Origin of the sequence: Bittarella massiliensis (ex Durand et al. 2017) (assembly GCF_001486165.1) — a bacterium.
In the GTDB taxonomy this organism is placed as follows: Bacteria; Bacillota; Clostridia; order Oscillospirales; family Ruminococcaceae; genus Bittarella; species Bittarella massiliensis.
In genome coordinates this window covers 425,615-444,507 of record NZ_LN908976.1, presented here as the reverse complement: position 1 = coordinate 444,507, position 18,893 = coordinate 425,615, and the positions used below count along the sequence as shown (strand labels likewise).

Genomic DNA, 18,893 nt, shown 5'->3' with positions numbered 1-18,893 from the left:
GGAAACCCGGCTTTTTGTCCGCTCCTCACCGGTAGAGGAGGCGGGCGCCGGTGTTGACGTGGATCATCTCCGGCGCGCTCCAGCCGCTGAAGCAGTAGATCCCCGCCCGGCGGCCGTTGTACCAGCTGCCGCCGAAGATGACCGCCCGCAGCCCCGGCCGCTGCCAGTAGAAGTCGCCGCAGTAGCGCTCCGGGCCGCCGTCCTCCCCCGAGCGGGTGGGGAAGCGGGCAAAGGGGAGGCGGGGGTCCTCCCCCCAGGCGACGATGGGGGACTCGTCGGTGGGGCTGTCGCAGTAGTTCACCATCCGGTAGGCGCCGGTGATGGAGCAGTCGCTGTAAGCGCCCGGGTCGGTGCAGACATAGGGGCGCAGGTCGAGGATGTTGACCCCGTCGATCCACTCCCAGATGTTGCCGTAGGGGTTTTCGATCCCCCGCCAGAGGATGGGGGCTTGCCCCTGCGCGTCGGCAAAGGCCGCGCCGGAGGAGGCGGCCACCCCGTCGGCGCCCCCGTTTATCCAGAGGGAGGAGTAGAGGAGCATCCCCGCCTCCAAGTCGGCGGGCGGGCCGTCAAAGGAGACGGCGGCCCGTCCCCCGCCCAGGGGGGTGACGCCGGTGACTGCGGCGTGGGGAACCACCCGGTTGTCCCCCAGCGCCCAGCCCAGGGCGATCCCCTGGCCGGGGCGAAACTGCCGGGCATACCCCTCCGCCACCACGGCGCGGTTGGCCGCCTGCTCGGACAGGAGCAGGGGGGATTCGGCGCTGTATGGCAGGTCGGTCAGCCCGGTCATCACCGACTGGGAGTTGAGGGTGGCAAACTCCACGGTGAAGAGCAGTTGCAGCACGTCGCAGAGGAAGACCGCGTCCATCATCCCCCAGCGGGGGCCCAGGTTGCGGCAGAGGCCCCGCCAGGTGGGGCGGTCGGTGCGGATGCGGCCGTACCGGCCCGCGGCACTGACCACCCCGCCCCGCCCGTCGGGGGCGCAGAGATAGGCGCCGATGTAGATGTGCTCCAGCGGCTGCCCCCGCGCGTCGAGAAAGGCCGGCGAGAGGCGAAACCCCTCCTGCCGGCAGGGGCTGACCAGCCAGTACTCCCAGCCCTCCCTCTCCAGGTGGAGCTGATAGAAGCGAGGGATCTCCACCATCACCTGGCCCCCCTCGCCGTCGCTTCGGTAGCCGGGCTCACCGAAATAGGCGCGCACCCGGCCGTCGGGGCCCAGGTTGCAGCGGCGAAAGCCGCCCCAGGGGAGGATCTGGTCAAAGTCGTTTTGCACCCGCTGTCCGCCCACGCCCACCCGGGCTGTGAGCCCGGCGCTGTCGCAGACGCGCTCCAGGGTGGGGGAGGGGTCGCCCACCCGCCGCCGAACGCCGTGAATACCGCTGTTTTTCAAGAGGATCGCCTGCCCTTTCCACTGCGATTTTTCTCTACTCTACCACGGAAACGGCGGCGGCGCAATCGGGGCCTTCAAACTTTGGCGAAAGGGCCTCGGCGGCGGGCTTTCCGCCTTGACTTCTGCGCGGCCAGACTTTACAATAGGAAGCGTACTGCCCCCGCTTCGCCGGGGGCTTTGTCGGATGGGCGCACCGCCGCCTGCGAGACCGACCGCGGCCGCAGGGCCGGCGAAACAAGAAGTCTGGCCCCAGGGGCTGGAAAATGGGAGGATTTGCAATGCTGCAAAACAGTGAAAAGAGCATGGACAAGGTGGTCTCTCTCTGCAAGAGCAGGGGCTTTGTCTACCCCGGGTCGGAGATCTACGGCGGCCTGGCCAACGCCTGGGACTACGGCCCTCTGGGGGTGGAGTTCAAAAACAACCTGAAGCGGGCCTGGTGGAAGAAGTTCGTGCAGGAGAGCCCCTACAACGTGGGGCTGGACTCGGCCATCCTCATGAACCCCGAGACCTGGGTCGCCTCCGGCCACGTGGGGGGCTTTTCTGACCCCCTGATGGACTGCAAGGACTGCAAGAGCCGCCACCGGGCGGACAAGCTCATCGAGGACTTCACCGGCGAGTCGGCCGACGGCTGGTCGGAGGAGAAGATGCTGCAGTTCATCGCCGACAACCACATCAAGTGCCCCAACTGCGGGGGGGAAAACTTCACCGACATCCGCAAGTTCAACCTGATGTACAAGACCTACCAGGGGGTCACCGAGGACTCGAAAAACGAGATCTACCTCCGCCCCGAGACCGCCCAGGGCATCTTTGTCAACTTCGCCAACATCGCCAGGACCACCCGCAAAAAGCTGCCCTTCGGCGTCTGCCAGGTGGGCAAGAGCTTCCGCAACGAGATCACCCCCGGCAACTTCATCTTCCGCATCCGGGAATTTGAGCAGATGGAGTGCGAGTTCTTCTGCAAGCCCGGCACCGATCTGGACTGGTTTTACTACTGGAAGGACTACTGCAAAAACTGGCTGCTGAACCTGGGGATGAGGGAGGAGAACATGCGGCTGCGCGACCACGAGCAGGAGGAGCTGTCCTTCTACTCCAAGGCCACCACCGACATCGAGTACCTCTTCCCCTTTGGCTGGGGCGAGCTGTGGGGGATCGCCGACCGCACCGACTACGACCTGACCCAGCACCAAAACCACAGCGGCAAGGATTTGAGCTACTTCGACCAGGAGGCGAATGAGCGCTACATCCCCTACGTGGTGGAGCCCTCCCTCGGCGCCGACCGGGTGGCCCTGGCCTTCCTCTGCGAGGCCTACGACGAGGAGCAGGTGGGGGAGAAGGACAGCCGGGTGGTCATGCACTTCCACCCCGCCCTGGCCCCCTTCAAGGCGGCCGTTCTGCCCCTGTCCAAAAAGCTGGGCGAGCAGGCCGGCAAGGTGCGCGAGCAGTTGGCCGGAAAGTTCATGGTGGACTACGACGACGCCGGCTCCATCGGCAAGCGCTACCGCCGCCAGGACGAGATCGGCACCCCCTTCTGCATCACCTACGACTTTGAGAGCGAGCAGGACGGCTGCGTCACTGTCCGCGACCGGGACACCATGGCCCAGGAGCGGATCGCCATCGACCAGCTGGAGCGATACATCGAGGAAAAGATCCAATTCTAGATCGCCGTCGCCCCCCGGGCGAAGGGATAGAGGCGGCCCCTCCCTTTTGGGAGAGGGGCCGCCTCTTTTTGCGAAAAAGGGAGATGGTTTTGGAAGGCCAAAAGGGAAATGTTCTGTCCATTTTGCCAAATATGCGAGAAAATACGTCTACAAACAGGCGAAAATTATACAGGGTGAATAATTTTGCGAGGGAAAGATTGTCATTTCGACTGCAACAAAAGAACACTTCTTCCATCCCTTTTGTGATAAAATACGTATAATTTTTCTTTCAGCAACGAAATATCCTATTTTTTTGAAAAAACTGGGCTGGTTTGCCAATGGCAGACCAGCTTTTTTGTGCGCAAATTACAAAATCATCTGCCGAAAGAAAATCTATAATTTATCATCGCTGCTTGCAGCGAAAAGGGGAGGAAGAAATGAACCGAACGCTCAAACGGGCACTGGCCTCGCTCCTGTCGGGGGCGCTGGTGCTGACCATGGCGGTGGGGGCGCCTGCCCTCGCGGCGGAGCCGGACACCGTCACCATCTACCACACCAACGACATGCACGCCTCGATGATCAGCGACGCCTTCAACCTGGCCCACGTCACGACCATCAAAAAGAGCACCCCCAACAGCCTGCTGCTGGACGCGGGCGACGCCACCCAAGGGCAACCCTTCTCCATGCTCACCAAGGGCAAGAGCGTCTTTGAGCTGATGAACGCCGCCGGGTACGACGCCATGGTGCTGGGCAACCACGAGTTTGACTACCCCCAGGAGACCCTGCTGGAAAATGTCAAGACCGCCAACTTCCCCGTTCTGGCGGGCAACCTGCAGTTTGGCAACGGCTCCAACCAGGAGCTCAAAAATGAGCTGGTGCGCGACTACATCGTCGAGCCGGTGGGGGGCCACAAGATCGCCATCTTCGGGATGATCTCCCCCGAGACCTCCAGTCTGGCCTCTCCCGACAAGCTCAAGGGGCTGGACTTCCTGGACGTCAAGGCCGAGACCACCCGCATCCTAAACCTCATCGACACCAAGGAGACGGACATCGACGCCATCGTCTGTCTGGCCCACTGCGGCTGGTCCACCGAGGAGAAATACTCCTCCAAGGCCATCGCCGAGGCGGGGGCCGGCAAGATCGACGTCATCATTGACGGTCACACCCACCAGGACATGCTGGAGGGAAAATCGGAGAAGGTCGGCGACACCCTCATCGTCTCCTCCGGCAGCACCCTGGCCAACCTGGGCAAGCTGACGTTGACCTTTAACGGCCACGACCTCACCGGCGTGAGCACCGGGCGGATCAACAAGGCCACCGTTGAGGCCGAGGGGATCCAGCCCGACCCCACCTGCCAGGCGGCCATCGACAAGGTCAAGGCCATGCAGGAGGCCAGCAAGACCCAGAAGGTGGGCAACACCCAGTCCACCCTCTACGCCAGCAAGATCCAGGCCCGCACCCTGGACGAGCAGGGCAATGTGGTGGACACCGAGTACAGCGTCTCCGGCACCACCGAGGCAAACCTCTACGACCTGGTGGCCGACAGCCGCCGGTGGGAGGCGAAGGAGGCCCTCTCGGCCAACGCCGCCTACAAGGACTACAACTATATCGGCTATATCTGCAGCGGCAACGTGCGGGCCACCATCCCCGCCGGGGAGATCACCATGGAGAACGTCTACCAGATCCTCCCCTGGAGCGACTCGCCGGTCATCTATGTGGCCATCAGCCCCAAGACCCTCTACGACATGGTGGAGGTCGGGGTCAGCAGCGTCACCTCGCAGGATGCCGCCACCGGGCAGATCAGCGGCGGCCACGGCCACTTTTTGATCCCCTCGGGCTTCACCTACACCTATGACCTCTCCAAGCCCGCCATCGCCTACCAGGAGTACACCAAGCCCGACGGCACCAAGGCCGGCCGCAAGACCCAGGAGGGTCAGCGGGTCACCGAAATCAAGCTGGAGGACGGCACCGTCCTCGACCGAAACGACGACGTGAAGTCGATCGTGGTCACCAGCGGCACCTACAACCTGGGCGGCGGCGACGGCTTCTGGGGCCTCACCGAGGACGACGCCTACACCAAGATCGGCAGCGGCGACGGGGAGAAGGGGATCTTCGTGCGCTATCTGGAGCACCTGAGCGCCCAGCCGGAAAATAAGGACGGCATCCGGGTGCCGGTCAACGGCGGCCGGATCCGGGCCATCGGCGGCGGCTACACCGCCGAGAGCTACCAGGTGTCCATCACCGCCCTCGGCGCGGGGGAGCGGGCGGCCGGCGCCACCTTCCAGGTGCGCATCGACGGCGGCGAGGCCAAGGCCTACAAGACCAACGACAAGGGCCAGTTCGCCCTCACCCTCTCCAACGGCCCCCACGAGGTGACCATCTTTAAGGAGGGCGCAGTGGAGGAGACCCTCTTCTACCTGGACAACTACGCGGGCATCCTCTCGGCCGTGGTGGAGAGCGAGAGCGCCATCCCCGCCGACAAGGACGAACCCTCTGGCGAGGAGGGCAGCCAGGGCGAACAGAACAACCAGGGCGAGGAGGAGAAGCCCGCCGGCGATCCCAGCGTCAACACCGGCGACGCCTTCCGCCCGGCGGCCGTGGCCGTCGCCCTCTCCGGGGCGGCCATCACCGCCTTCCTGCTGCGCAAAAAGCGCCGCTAGTTCTCGCAAGACCGGGCACACCTTTTAAAGGGGGCCGGCGATCCCCGCCAGTGGGCGGGGGCGTCGGTTCCCTTTGCCTTTGGGGGGGTATGCCTTGTGAAAAGCGCCAAAAAATAGCGCGGTTCCTGGTCATCCGTCCAAAGTTGGAAGAAAGGGGCCGCCGTCCCTTCCTCCCGGCGCCCCGGGGGTGATACAATGGGGGAAAGAGATCCATCTGCCCCGCCCGACGGGGCCGAATGCGCGAGGAGGTTTGCGAGAATGGAAGCGAAGAACATTGTCAAAGAGGCGGTGGCCAAGCGGGCGTCTGCCCTGCGGGAACTGCACAAAAGGATTTGGGAGAGCGCCGAGCTGGGCTACGAAGAGGTCCAGTCCGCCCTGGCCCTGCGGGACTTTATGGCGGCCGAAGGCTTTGCGGTGGAGACCGGGGTGGCCGGCATCCCCACCGCCTTTGTGGCCAGCTACGGCAGCGGAAAGCCGGTCATCGGCATCCTGGCCGAGTACGACGCCCTCTCCCAGCTCAGCCAGCAGCCCGGCTGCCCCACCAAAGACCCCATCCCCGGGCAGGAGGGCGGCCACGGCTGCGGCCACAGCGCCCTGGGCACCGGTTCCGCGGCGGCGGCCGTGGCGATCAAGGACTACCTGGACGCGACCGGGAAGAGCGGCACCGTCCGCCTCTACGGCTGCCCGGCCGAGGAAAACGGCTGGGGCAAGACCTTTATGGCCCGCGCCGGCCTGTACGACGATCTGGACTGCGCCCTCACCTGGCACCCCTTTGACAACAACGCCGCCTGGACCTTCAGCTCCCTGGCCAACGTCAGCGTAAAGTTCAAGTTCTTCGGCCGCACCGCCCACGCGGCGGCCGCCCCCCACGCGGGGAGAAGCGCCCTGGACAGCTGCGAGATCATGAACGTGGGGGTCAACTACCTGCGCGAGCACGTCATCCCCGAGGCGCGGATGCACTACGCCTACCTGGACGTGGGCGGCACCTCCCCCAACGTGGTGCAGGACCACGCCTGCGTCCACTACTTCCTGCGCGCCCCCAAGAGCGCCCAGGTCCAGGAGATCCTGGCGCGGGTGAAGGACATCGCCAAGGGCGCCGCCCTCATCTGCGGCACCGAGTGCGTCTGCGAGATCCAGTCGGGGATGAGCGATTACATCCCCAACCCCACCATGACCAAGCTCCTCTACGACTCCCTGGCGGAGCTGGGCGCCCCTGCATTCGACGGGGCAGACAGGGAGCTGGCAGCCAAGTTCTTTGCCTCCTTTGACGAGGGGAGCCGCCAGCAGGTGGTCAGTGGCCTGGTCAAGCGCTACGGCGAGGAGCGGGCCAAGGAGATCGTGGCCGCCCCGCTCAATGACACCGTCGACCCCCTGGACCTCAACGCCACCCCTGTCGCCGGTTCCACCGACGTGGGGGACGTGAGCTACGTGACCCCCACCGCCCAGGCCATGATCGCGGGCTTCTGCATCGGCACCACCCCCCACACCTGGCAGGTCACCGGGCAGACCGGCTCCTCCATCGGCGAGAAGGGGTACCTAAAGGCCGGCGAGGTGCTGGCCCTGACGGCGGCCAAGGTCATCGACTGCCCCGAGGTGACGGCCAAGGCCAGAGAAGAGCTGGTGGCCGAGACCGGCGGCGGCTACAACTGCCCCGCCCCCGACGACGTGCTGCCCCCCATCCCCGAAGGGGTGGCCCAGCGGGCAAAAGAGGCGGGCCTCTAAACCGACTGTCCCACAGAGCAGAGTTTTTGCGCCCCCGCCGGCCGGTGGGGGCGCTGTTCTCTGTTCAGAAGGGATGCTTGCCCGGGCGGAGCGAGTATCCATCCGTTTTTTATCGATAGGGAAAATTTATACACTCCGACAAACTTTTAACAAGAGTTCTGTGCACCTGCCACAAATTGCACAGAAACCCTTTGCACTTTTCGTGGTTTTCCCAATTCGACAGCAAATTGGTGTACAGCGGCGCGGGGAAATGCTATAATATCCAATTGTAAATAAACCGTGAAACCGGCGGGGAATGGGGCTTTGCCCCCTTTTTGCGCGCAGCCTGTCCGGCGTTTTTGCCGCCGGGGTCTGCGCGCGCCGACGCGGTCAGTACGGGAGGGTACAATCTGTGTTTTCGTTTGGTAAGAACGCGTTCAAAAAAACCAGGGGCGGCGTTTTGCCGGGGCACTTCAAGAACACCAGCGGGTGCGCCACCGAGGCAATGCCGGTCCCCAAAACCGTCCGCATCCACCTGGCGCAGCACGTGGGCAAACCCTGTGAGCCCGCGGTCAAGCCGGGGCAGGAGGTGTTTGTGGGCACCGTCATCGGGCGGACAGAAGGGGGACTTGCCTCCGTCGTCCACGCCAGCGTCTCGGGCAAGGTGAGCGCCATTGAGGAGTTCATCCTGCCCAACTCTATCCGCGCCAAGGCGGTGGTCATTCAGGCCGACGGGGCCCAGACCCCGGACCCCGCCATCGCCCCCCCGGAGGTGCGCGACCGGGAGAGCTTTTTGGCCGCCGTGCGGGAGTCGGGTCTCATCGGCCTGGGGGGTGCGGGCTTCCCCACCTATGTCAAACTCGCTCCCCCGAACCCCGAGGCCATCGACACCCTGATTGTCAACGGGGCCGAGTGCGAGCCCTTCCTCACCGCCGACTACCGCGAGTGCCTGGAGCACGGCGACGACGTGCTGGAGGGGGTGCGGCTGGTGCAGAAGTACCTGGGCATCCGCACCGCCCTCATCGGCATCGAGAGCAACAAGCCCGAGGCCATCGCCGCCCTGACCCAGAAGGCCGAGGGGGACGAGCGCATCCAGGTGCGCACCCTGGTCACCCGCTACCCCCAGGGGGCGGAGAAGGTGATCGTCAACGAGCTCACCGGCCGGGTCATCCCCAAGGGCAAGCTGCCGGCCGACGTGGGGGTGGTGGTGCTCAACATCTCCACCGTGGCCTTTATCGCCCGCTATTTAAAGACCGGCATGCCCCTGGTGGAGAAGCGGATCACCGTGGACGGCGACTGCATCAAGACCCCCAAAAACGTGCTGGCGCCGGTGGGCGCCTCCATCGCCGACGTGGCGGCCTTCTGCGGCGGCTATGTCGAGGAGCCCAAGAAGATCTTGCTGGGCGGCCCGATGATGGGGATGTGCGTCTACACCGACGCCTACAACGTGGCCAAAAACACCAACGGCCTCCTCTTTTTGGGGGACAAGTATGTCAAGAGCCAGGCGGTGCTGGCCTGCATGAAGTGCGGCCGCTGCGCCGACGCCTGCCCCATGGGGCTGATGCCCCCGCAGATCTACGAGGCCAACAAGGTAAACGACCTGGAAGAGGTGGCCCGGCTGCAGGTGGACGCCTGCATGGAGTGCGGCTGCTGCTCCTTTGTCTGCCCCTCCAAGCGGCCGGTGACCCAGGCCATGCGGGAGGCCAAGGCCAACCTGCGCGACTACCGCGCCGACAAGAAGAAATAGAGAGGGGGAGGAGACAACTTGAACACCCAAACAACCGAAAACAAACTCATCGTTTCCTCATCGCCCCACCTGCGGGACAAGCGCACCACCTCCTCGGTGATGCGGGACGTGGTCATCGCCCTGATCCCGGCAATCGTCGCCTCCGGCGTCCTCTTCGGCACCAAGGCGCTGATCCTGATCGCGGTCTGCATCGTCTCCTGCGTGGGCTTTGAGTATCTCTGGAACCTGCTGATGAAAAAACAGCAGACGGTGGGGGACTTCACCGCCGTCATCACCGGCATCCTGCTGGCCTTCAACCTGCCGGCCACCCTCCCCATCTGGATGGCGGTCATCGGCTGCTTCGTGGCCATCGTCGTGGTCAAGCAGCTCTTTGGCGGCCTGGGGCAGAACTTCGTCAACCCGGCCATCGGCGGGCGGATCGTCCTGGCCCTCTCCTTCACCTCGGCCATGACCGCCTACCCCAACGCCTTTTACTTTAAGGCCGGGGTGCAGACCATGGCCAGCGCCACCCCCCTGGTGGCCATCAAGAACATGTTTGCCAACGGCACCTGGGAGAAGCTGCCCAGCAACCTGGACCTCTTTTTGGGCAACCAGCCCGGCGTGCTGGGCGAGACCTGCGCCCTGGCGCTGATCCTGGGCGGGGTCTACCTGGTGGTCCGCCGGGTCATTAACCCCATCATCCCCCTGAGCTTCATCGGCACCGTCTTTGCCCTCACCGCTGTGGCCGGGGCCAACCCCCTGCAGCAGATCCTCTCCGGCGGGGTGATGCTGGGGGCCATCTTCATGGCCACCGACTACTCCACCAGCCCCATGACCAACGGGGGCAAGCTGATCTTCGGCATCGGCTGCGGGCTGATCACCGTGCTCATTCGCCTATTCGGCTCCAGCGCCGAGGGGGTCAGCTACTCCATCATCTTGATGAACATCCTCTCCCCCCAGATCGACCGGCTGACCCGGCACAGAGTGTTTGGAGGTGGCAAGTAGGAATGGAGAAGAAAAACACCTTTCGAGAGATCGTCTGGCCGATCCTCTCCCTGACCATCATCTGCCTGGTGGTCTCCCTGGCCCTGGGAGGGGTCAACATGCTGACGGAAAAGAAGATCCAGGACAACCTGGACGCGGTGGCCAACGCCGGCCGCCGGGAAGTGCTGCCCGACGCGGCCGACTTTGAGAAGATCGAACTCACCCCCGAGATGGAGGCCCTGGGCGTCACCGAGGTGTACAGCGCCGGCGACGCGGGCTTTGTGATCTCCGCCTCCCAGAAGGGCTACGCCGGCCAGGTGCCGGTGATGGTGGGCATCGGCGCGGACGGCGCCATCACCCGCATCAAGGTGATGGACAACGAAGAGACCCCGGGCCTTGGCAAGCGGGTCGAGGAGGAGAGCTTCTGGGGCAAGTTCTCCGGCAAACAGGGGAGCGTGGCCGACGTGGCCACCCTCACCGGGGCCACCTTCTCCTCCACCGCGGTGCGCGACAGCGTCCAAAACGCCCTGAGCGTCTACGAGATGGTGAAAGGAGGGGCAAACTGATGGCAGAACAGAAAAAGGGAGGCCACCTGAAAAACCTCACCAACGGCCTCTTAAAAGAAAATCCGGTCCTGCGGCTGGTGCTGGGCACCTGCCCGACCATGGCCGTCACCACCATGGCGGCCAACGGCCTGGGGATGGGCATTGCCGCCACCGTGGTCCTCATCGGCTCCAACCTGGTCATCTCCCTGCTGCGCAACTTCATCCCCAAACAGGTGCGCATCCCCGCCTACATCACCGTGATCGCCGGTTTCGTGACCATGGTACAGCTGATCGTCAAGGCCTTTGCCCCCGATTTGGACAAGGCGCTGGGCATCTTCCTGCCCCTGATCGTGGTCAACTGCATCATCCTCGGCAGGGCCGAGATGTTCGCCTCGAAACACGGGCCGCTGGACTCGGTTCTCGACGGCCTGGGAATGGGCGTCGGCTTTACGGTGGTGCTGGTGATCATGGGCTCTATCCGCGAAATCATCGGCAGCGGCACCTGGTTTGGCATCGCCCTCACCGCCGACCTCATCACCCCCATGGGGATCATGAAGCTGGCCCCGGGCGGTTTCTTCCTCTTCGGCTGCCTGATGGCCCTGGCCAACAAGATCACCGAGAAGAAGACCGGCAAGCCCGCCGTGGGCAAGATGGACGGCTGCGCCGGCTGTGCGGGCTGCGCCAACAAGGAGATCTGCGGTGAGATCGAGAAGAGAGAGGAGGGCGAGAACTGATGAAACAGATCTTTGTCATTTTGGTCAGCGCCATCCTGGTGGACAACTTCGTCCTCTCCAAATTCCTGGGCTGCTGCCCCTTCCTGGGGGTCTCCAAAAAGATGGATTCCGCCCTGGGGATGAGCGGCGCCGTCATCTTCGTCATGGGTCTGGCCTCGGCGGCCACCTGGCCCATCCAGCACTACCTGCTGGAGCAGATGAACCTGGAGTACATGAACACCCTGGTGTTCATCCTGGTCATCGCCGCCCTGGTGCAGCTGGTGGAGATCATCCTCAAGCGCTATATCCCCAGCCTGCACAAGGCCCTGGGCATCTACCTGCCCCTCATCACCACCAACTGCGCGGTGCTGGGGGTGACCATGCTCAACGTGGACAACAAGTACGGCTTTTGGGAGTCGGTGGTCAACGGCGTCGGCGCGGGCGTCGGCTTTATGCTGGCCCTGGTGCTCTTCGCCGGGGTCCGCCGCAAACTGGAGAGCTGCGATGTCCCCAAGGCCTTTCAGGGGCTCCCCATCACCCTGGTGGCCGCTTCGCTGGTCTCCCTGTCCTTCATGGGCTTCGCCGGTCTGGCGGAGAACATGTTTAAGTAAGGGGGGCTGAGAGAATGAATATCCTGCTCAACGGGGTCATGGTGGTCACCGGCCTGGGGCTGGCCGCCGCCATCATCCTGGTGGCCTTCTCCAAAATCATGGAGGTCAAGACCGACGAGACGGTGGAGCGCGTCCGCGAGGCCCTGCCGGGGGCCAACTGCGGCGCCTGCGGCTACGCCGGCTGCGATGAGTACGCCAAGGCGGTGGCCGCAGGTCAGGCCGAGGGCAATCTCTGTGTGCCCGGCGGGGCCAAGACCGCCGAGGAGATCGCCGGGATCACCGGCCGCTCCTCCGGCGCGGTCGCCAAGCGGGTGGCCATTGTCGCCTGCCGGGGCAACGCCCAGCACACCCGCACCAAGATGACCTATCAGGGCATCTCCACCTGCCACGCGGCCAACCGCTTCTTCGCCGGCGACTGGGTCTGCCCCGACGGCTGCCTGGGCCACGGGGACTGCGTCTCCGCCTGCATGTTCGGCGCCCTCTCGGTGCAGGACGGGGTCGCGGTGGTGGACAGGGAGCTCTGCACCGGCTGCGGGGCCTGCGTCAAGCGCTGCCCCAACCACCTGATTCAGCTGGTGGACGACTCCAAGGCCTCGGCCTATGTCCTCTGCCGCAACCACCAAAAGGGCGGCGTCACCCGCAAGGGCTGCGACGTGGGCTGCATCGGCTGCCAGAAGTGCGCCCGCACCTGCCCGGTGGAGGCCATCCACATGGAGGAGAACCTGGCGGTGGTGGACCCCGCCGTCTGCATCGACTGCGGCAAGTGCATCGGCGAGTGCCCCACCGGGGCCATCACCCGCATCCTGGCCGACTGATTTTTGATTGCCAAAAGAGGCGCTGCCCGCCGGGCGGCGCCTCTTTTCTGCCCTTTTCCAGGGGCGGAAGGCCGGGGAGAGTTCCCTCGACTGCCGGTCGATTGCCAGTTTGCCCCCGCCTGTGCTATGGTGGAGAAAAGGAAGGGAGCGGGGAAGATGGACAGTGTGCGCTTTGGACAGTTTGTGGCGCGGTGCCGCCGGGAGGCGGGCCTCACCCAACGGGAGCTGGGCGAGCGAGTGGGGGTCACCGACAAGGCGGTCTCCAAGTGGGAGCGGGGGCTGAGCCTGCCCGACGTGGCCCTGCTGGAACCCCTGGCGGGGCAACTGGGGGTGTCGGTGGCCGAACTGCTGCGGGGGGAGCGGCGGGAGTGCCCCGCCCCCGAGGTGGAGGAGGCGGTGGAGAGCGCCCTCGCCCTCTCCCAGCGGGAGCTGGCCCGCCGCCGCCGCCAGCGCCGGGCGCTGCTGCTGGCCAGCGGTCTGCTCCTGCTCGCCTCCCTCTGCCTGGCCGTCCTGTTTTACCGCACCTGCGTGGCCCCCTACCCCCAGGCGCTCCACTACTTCTCCCCGCCGGCAAGTTGGAGCGCGGGGGACACCAGCCGGTGGGAGGAGCGGTTCCCCCCTCACTCCGCCTACGCCATGGGGCTGGATGAGCGGGGACGGCCGGTCTTTCAAAACCCCTCCGCCGCCCTGAAAAAGGTCTCGTCCGACTGCAGCGACGCGGCGGCCTACCTCCGCAAGGAGTACCACCTGCTCCCCCTCTCCCGCTTCACCCTGCAGAGTTACGGCATCTACGGCTGGCAGATCGACACTGGGGAGGAGCGGGTGGCCGCCCAGGGGCGGATGCTCACCAGCTTTTGGGACATCTACCAAAACAGCTACGACTGAGAGGGGATGTCCACCCTGTGCAAGCTGCCTGTTTTTTGCCCCCCTCTTTGCCCATTTTGACACTAGGCATGTACTGCGCGATGCGCTATACTGTGTATAGAAAGGTATAATGCGCGGCAGTGTATGGCTGCCCTGTCCAGAGGGGAGGAAGACAGCGGTGAAACGGATGCGTTGGCCCATCTTTTTGTTGGCAGTGGGGATGGCGGTCGCCCTGACCGGCTGCAGAGGGGGCACAGGGGGAGAGGAGGGGGTGACCCCGGTCTCCTCCGCGCCGCCCTACCTGCGGGTGGAGGAGGCGGGACAGGAGCTGGCCCTGCCGCCCGAGGCCATTTTCCGCCACCAGTCCACCTGCAAGGAGGAGGGGGTCTTTCTCTGGAAGGTGATCGCCGCCCGGGATGTGGCCGACCCCACCTACCTGGCGGTGGAGATGGAGATCCCGGTGCTGGTCCACTCCTGCCGATCGGGCGAACACTTTGTCGTGACCGACGAAAAGCCCAGCTACCGGCTGTCGGGTCAGCTTCGGTTTGAGCAGACGGGGGAGCTGACGGTGGATTTCTGGAACAAAGACGGCAGATTGCAGCTCTTTTACGAGCTGCAGGCAGAGGTGGACTACGGCTATCCCAGCAAAAGGTCCTCCACCCAGGCCCAGCGCGACGCCCGGGACGCGGCGGCCGACCGGCTGGGACTGGGGCGAAACGCCCATGCCTTCCGGCGGCAGTTGCCGCTGGAACTGGAGGGGCTGCACTACTACGACAGCTCGCCCGACATCTATCCCCGCACCCTCTCCGGCGCGCTGGCGGGGTAACACCAGGTCTTGAATGGGCCGCCCGCCCCCCGCCGCCGCGGGGCCGGGCGGCCCGTTTTGCCGCGCTTTTTCGCCTTTACGAACCGGGGCAAAGGGGCTATAATAAAAGCGGCTTGCAAGCGTTTTGCCTGCTAGACGGCTGTGTGATGGGAGAAGATGCTGTGAAGAGACAGATCAAGCGCACCTGGGCCGAAATCGACCTGGATGCCATTGAAGAAAACTACCGCGCCATCCGGTCCCTGCTGGGGCCCCAGACCAAGCTGATGGCGGTGGTCAAGGCCGACGCCTACGGCCACGGCGACGCGGAGACGGCCGCAGCCCTGCAATCCCAGGGGGCCGACTGGTTCGCCGTCTCCACCCTGACCGAGGCCATCTCCCTGCGGGAGGGGGGGATCCACCGCCCCATCCTGATTTTGGGCTTCACCCCGGTGGAGTGCGTGGGCGACTTGGTGCGCCACCGCATCGCCCAGACGGTCTTCTCCCTGGACTACGCCAGGGAGTTGGAGCAGGCCCTGGCCGGCGGGGAGGAGCGGCTGGACATCCACATAAAGGTGGATTCGGGGATGAGCCGCCTGGGCTTTTTTGGCCCCCAGGCGGTGGAGGAGATCGCCCAGGTCACCGCCCTGCCCCACCTGCGGGCGGAGGGGATCTTCACCCACTTTTCGGTGGCGGACGAGGAGGGAACGGCCCCGGAGGAGCACACCCGGCTGCAGTACCGCCGCTTTATGGAGGTGGTCGAAGCCCTGGAAGGGCGGGGAATCACCTTCCCCCTGCGCCACTGCTGCAACTCGGCGGGCACCCTCAACTGGCCGGCGTTTCACCTGGACATGGTGCGCCCGGGGATCATCCTCTACGGCATCGCCCCCTGCAAAAACGAGCGCATCCCCCTGCGCCCGGCCATGCGCCTGAAAACGGTGGTGACCCTGGTCAAGACGGTGGCCCCGGGGGAGTTTGTCAGCTACGGCAACACCTATGAGACCCAGCGGCCCACCCGCATCGCCACCCTGGCGGTGGGGTATGCCGACGGCTACCAGCGGGCCCTCTCCTCCAAGGGATCGGTGGTCCTTCACGGCCAGATCGCGCCGGTGTTGGGCCGGGTCTGCATGGACCAGATGATGGTCGACGTCTCCCACATCCCCGGCGTCTGCCGGGGGGACGAGGCCATTTTGTTTGGCGCCGAGGAGGACGGTCTCACCGCCGCCCAGTTGGCCGAGACCTGCGGCACCATCCCCTACGAGCTGACCTGTATCCTGGGCCGCCGGGTCCAGCGCATCTACCTGCGGGGGGGACAGGTGGTCGACGTGTTGGACTACATCTGCTAAAAAAAGTATAATCGAATTAAAATACAACGGAATGTATAAAAGGAGGCCGCTTATGGAGCTGAAAACCGCTGTCAAGACCCTGGCCGAGGAGAACCTGCCCTTTGTCAAAGAGACCTTTTTGGACCTGCACCGCCACCCGGAGTTGAGCATGAAGACCGAGCGCACCTCGCGCTTTGTCCAGGCCGAGCTGGAGCGGCTGGGCTTTGCCTGGGAGCGGGTGGGGACGCACTCCATCGTCGCCTTTTGGGACACCGGCCGCCCGGGCAAGACCCTGCTGCTGCGGGCCGACATGGACGCCCTGCCCCTGGACGAGGAGCCCCAGAACGACCGCCGGCCCAAGGCGGCGGTGTCGGAAAATCCCGGCGTCTGCCACGCCTGCGGCCACGACGCCCACACCGCCATGCTGCTGGGGGCCTGCCGGGTCCTCAAGGGGATGGAGGAGGAGCTGTCGGGCAAACTCTATATTGTCTTTGAAGAGGCGGAGGAGAACGGCGGCGTCTGCGACGAGATGGAGGCCTACTTTGCCGACATCCACCTGGACGGGGCCTGGGCCATCCACGTCTACGCCAAGCTGGAGACCGGCAAGATCAGCGTCACCCCCGGCCAGCGGATGGCGGGCTTTGGCCAGTTTGCCTTCAAGGTGCACGGCAAGGGGGGCCACAGCTCCCGCCCCGACCTCTGCAAAAACCCCATCTTCGTCACCTCCGCCATCCTGCAAAACCTGCAGAGCGCCTGGGTCAACATGCGGGACGTGACCAAGGTGGTGCCCCTGTCCATCGGCATCATCCAGTCGGGCACCAAGCCCAACATCATCCCCGAGACCTGCGAGTTCTGGGGCAGCATCCGCTACTTTGAGGTGGAGACCGGCCGCCGCTGCCAGGAGATCATCAAGCAGGTCACCGAGGACACCGCCAAGGTCTTTGGCTGCGAGGTCGAGCGCTTTGGCTACATCTTCGGCGAGAACATCGCCGAGACCGACCCCGCCTGCTCGGCCCTGGCCACCAGGGCCCTGAGCGACCAGTTGGGGGCCGAGGCCCTGCAGGACACCGACCCCTGGTACGCCTCGGAGACCTTTGCCATCTACACCCGCCACTGCCCCGGGGTCTTTGCCTTTTTGGGCTGCAAAAACGAAGAGGCCGGCTACACCGCCGACCACCACCACCCCCGCTTTGAGGTGGACCCCGACTGCCTGCTCATGGGGGTCGAGGCCACCAGCCGCTACGCCCTCGACTTTCTGCGGGGCTAGGCGGCGGCGACTGCCACAGTAAGGAGAGCACATGTACGAGACTGAAGAAACCCGCCCCCGCGCCCTGGCCGTGGCCCTGGACACCGGCGCCTACGACGCGGAGGCGTCCCTCCACGAACTGGCCCAGCTGGCCGACACCGCCGGCATTGAGGTGATCTGCACCGCGGTGCAGAAGAAGGACACCCCCGACAACGCCACCTTTGTGGGCCCCGGCAAGCTGCGGGAAATCGCCCAGCTCTGCCAGGACGAGGAGATCGACGTCCTCCTCTTTGACGACGAGCTGTCCCCCATGCAAATTCGCAACATCGAGCAGGTGGCGGGGCTGGCCCCGGTGGACCGCACCATGCTGATTTTGGACATCTTCGCCCGCAACGCCCGCACCCGGGAGGGGGCGGTGCAGGTCGAGCTGGCCCAGCAGCGCTACCGGCTGCCCCGGCTGGCGGGGGCCGGCGTCGCCATGAGCCGGCTGGGCGCCGGCATCGGCACCCGCGGCCCCGGCGAGAGCAAGCTGGAGACCGACCGCCGCCACATCATGCGGCGGATCAAGTACCTGCAGCAGGACCTGCGCCAGATCGAGGCCCAGCGCCAGACCACCCACCGCACCCGCCAGAAGAGCGGGATCAAGACGGTGGCCCTGGTGGGCTACACCAACGTGGGCAAGTCCACCCTCCTCAACGCCCTCACCGGCGCCGAGGTGCTGGTGGAGAACAAGCTCTTTGCCACCCTGGACCCCACCGCCCGCAAGCTGCCCCTCCCCGATGGGACCACCGCCCTGCTGGTGGACACGGTGGGCTTTGTCTCCCGGCTGCCCCACCACCTGGTGCAGGCCTTCCGTTCCACCCTAAAGGAGAGCGCCTACGCCGACTTGATTTTGCAGGTCTGCGACGCCCAGGCGGACAACCTGGAACTGCAGTTGGCCACCACCCGCGAGACGCTGGAGAGCCTGGAAATCGGCGAGACGCCAATACTAACTGTATTTAACAAGTGTGACAACACAAAGTGTATAGAATCTCTCCCGGCCGGCATCAGTCGGGAGGGGGCGGTCTTTGTCAGCGCCAGGACCGGCTACAACCTGGACGGCCTGCTGCAAAAGATCGCCGAGCTGCTGCTGGCCGACTACCTGCCGGTGGACTGTCTGTTGCCCTTCTCCCAGGCGGTGTTGGAAAATACCCTGCGGGAAAAGGGGCAGCTTCGCCAGAGCGAATACCTGGCCGACGGCATCCACCTGGTGGGCAGCTGCCCGCAGGAGATCTTCTACCTCTTTGCGCCCTACCAGCGCGAAGGGGCGGGGGAGTAGCGGCCGCCTGTGCGCAAAAGGAGGGCCCGGCGCAGAGAGATCTCTCTGCGCCGGGCCCTCTGTCATCATCCGCCGGTGGGGCCTGCGCCCAGACATCCGGAGGGATCGTTGTCCGGAGAAAGGCGAGCGCTGTTGGCCCGGCCGGGGAGAAGCCTATTCTTCAACGATTTTTTTGTTCCCGAAATACTGTGTCAACATGATAATCAAAGCGCTGCAAGCGAGGATCCCGTCCAGTATCCCCGCCGGCAACATGAACATCATCAAAGCCATTGTGACAACGCAGTTTATGACTGACAAAACCAGTCCCCACAGTCGGTTTTTCCACAAGCCGACGGCGCCGATGACCCTCACTGTCCCGTAAAGCGCCCCCGTGACGAGCATCAAATGCATATTGTCTTTGAAATACGGGACAACAAACGAGAACGGTTGGCTGACATCCAATCGGCCATTTCCCAGAACAAGAATGGGGATCAGGGAGAGGCACCCCCCGATTTCCATAAAAAGCCCGTGGATCAGCATGAGGAGCGATGCGATTTTATATTTTTTCATAGAATTTCTT

Annotated in this window: 16 protein-coding genes; 14 read left to right on the top strand and 2 right to left on the bottom strand. The window is 64.7% G+C overall.

Annotation, left to right across the window (positions count from 1 at the left end):
- Positions 1-25 precede the first annotated feature (25 nt).
- Positions 26-1,387, bottom strand: coding sequence for a hypothetical protein (locus tag BN3266_RS05625; RefSeq protein ID WP_059004371.1), 1,362 nt, complete (start codon positions 1,385-1,387; stop codon positions 26-28).
- A 278-nt stretch (positions 1,388-1,665) separates the two neighbouring features.
- On the opposite strand from BN3266_RS05625, the gene BN3266_RS05620 reads away from it, so the two are divergent.
- The 14 genes from BN3266_RS05620 to hflX all read left to right on the top strand — a co-directional run bounded on the left by BN3266_RS05620 (position 1,666) and on the right by hflX (position 18,334).
- Positions 1,666-3,045 (top strand): glycine--tRNA ligase, encoded by a 1,380-nt coding sequence (locus BN3266_RS05620; protein WP_059004370.1) that lies wholly within the window; start codon positions 1,666-1,668, stop codon positions 3,043-3,045.
- Positions 3,046-3,461: 416 nt separating this feature from the next.
- A complete protein-coding gene (locus BN3266_RS05615; protein ID WP_059004369.1) occupies positions 3,462-5,684 on the top strand; it encodes a bifunctional metallophosphatase/5'-nucleotidase in 2,223 nt (740 codons plus the stop codon).
- A gap of 258 nt (positions 5,685-5,942) precedes the next feature.
- On the top strand, positions 5,943-7,406 hold the full coding sequence (locus BN3266_RS05610; protein WP_021658094.1) for an amidohydrolase: 1,464 nt from the start codon (positions 5,943-5,945) through the stop codon (positions 7,404-7,406).
- 391 nt (positions 7,407-7,797) lie between these two features.
- A complete protein-coding gene (gene rsxC, locus BN3266_RS05605; RefSeq protein WP_059004368.1) occupies positions 7,798-9,132 on the top strand; it encodes an electron transport complex subunit RsxC in 1,335 nt (444 codons plus the stop codon).
- 18 nt (positions 9,133-9,150) lie between these two features.
- Entirely contained in the window at positions 9,151-10,116 is a 966-nt protein-coding gene (locus BN3266_RS05600; protein WP_044991745.1) for an RnfABCDGE type electron transport complex subunit D, read from the top strand.
- A gap of 2 nt (positions 10,117-10,118) precedes the next feature.
- The gene (locus BN3266_RS05595) at positions 10,119-10,661 is read left to right on the top strand and encodes an RnfABCDGE type electron transport complex subunit G (protein WP_021658090.1); all 543 of its coding nucleotides are present in this window, start codon (positions 10,119-10,121) and stop codon (positions 10,659-10,661) included.
- Positions 10,661-11,374, top strand: a complete 714-nt coding sequence (rsxE, locus tag BN3266_RS05590) for an electron transport complex subunit RsxE (RefSeq protein ID WP_021658089.1) — start codon at positions 10,661-10,663, stop codon at positions 11,372-11,374. The genes BN3266_RS05595 and rsxE overlap by 1 nt, the downstream gene beginning before the upstream one ends.
- Positions 11,374-11,964, top strand: a complete 591-nt coding sequence (gene rsxA / locus BN3266_RS05585) for an electron transport complex subunit RsxA (RefSeq protein WP_021658088.1) — start codon at positions 11,374-11,376, stop codon at positions 11,962-11,964. The genes rsxE and rsxA overlap by 1 nt, the downstream gene beginning before the upstream one ends.
- A 14-nt stretch (positions 11,965-11,978) precedes the next feature.
- Complete coding sequence (locus tag BN3266_RS05580) at positions 11,979-12,779, top strand: RnfABCDGE type electron transport complex subunit B (protein ID WP_059004367.1); 801 nt, start codon at positions 11,979-11,981, stop codon at positions 12,777-12,779.
- 156 nt (positions 12,780-12,935) lie between these two features.
- A complete protein-coding gene (locus tag BN3266_RS05575) occupies positions 12,936-13,664 on the top strand; it encodes a helix-turn-helix domain-containing protein (protein ID WP_059004366.1) in 729 nt (242 codons plus the stop codon).
- Positions 13,665-13,821: 157 nt separating this feature from the next.
- Positions 13,822-14,469: a hypothetical protein gene (locus tag BN3266_RS05570; protein WP_059004365.1), complete on the top strand. Its 648-nt coding sequence runs from the start codon at positions 13,822-13,824 to the stop codon at positions 14,467-14,469.
- Positions 14,470-14,630: 161 nt separating this feature from the next.
- A complete protein-coding gene (alr, locus tag BN3266_RS05565) occupies positions 14,631-15,791 on the top strand; it encodes an alanine racemase (protein ID WP_242861722.1) in 1,161 nt (386 codons plus the stop codon).
- A gap of 52 nt (positions 15,792-15,843) precedes the next feature.
- Complete coding sequence (locus BN3266_RS05560; protein WP_059004363.1) at positions 15,844-17,037, top strand: M20 metallopeptidase family protein; 1,194 nt, start codon at positions 15,844-15,846, stop codon at positions 17,035-17,037.
- Between the two features lie 31 nt (positions 17,038-17,068).
- The gene (hflX, locus tag BN3266_RS05555; protein WP_075109685.1) at positions 17,069-18,334 is read left to right on the top strand and encodes a GTPase HflX; all 1,266 of its coding nucleotides are present in this window, start codon (positions 17,069-17,071) and stop codon (positions 18,332-18,334) included.
- Positions 18,335-18,487: 153 nt separating this feature from the next.
- On the opposite strand, the gene BN3266_RS05550 is transcribed toward hflX, so the two are convergent.
- Complete coding sequence (locus tag BN3266_RS05550) at positions 18,488-18,883, bottom strand: DUF2127 domain-containing protein (RefSeq protein ID WP_059004362.1); 396 nt, start codon at positions 18,881-18,883, stop codon at positions 18,488-18,490.
- Positions 18,884-18,893 lie beyond the last annotated feature (10 nt).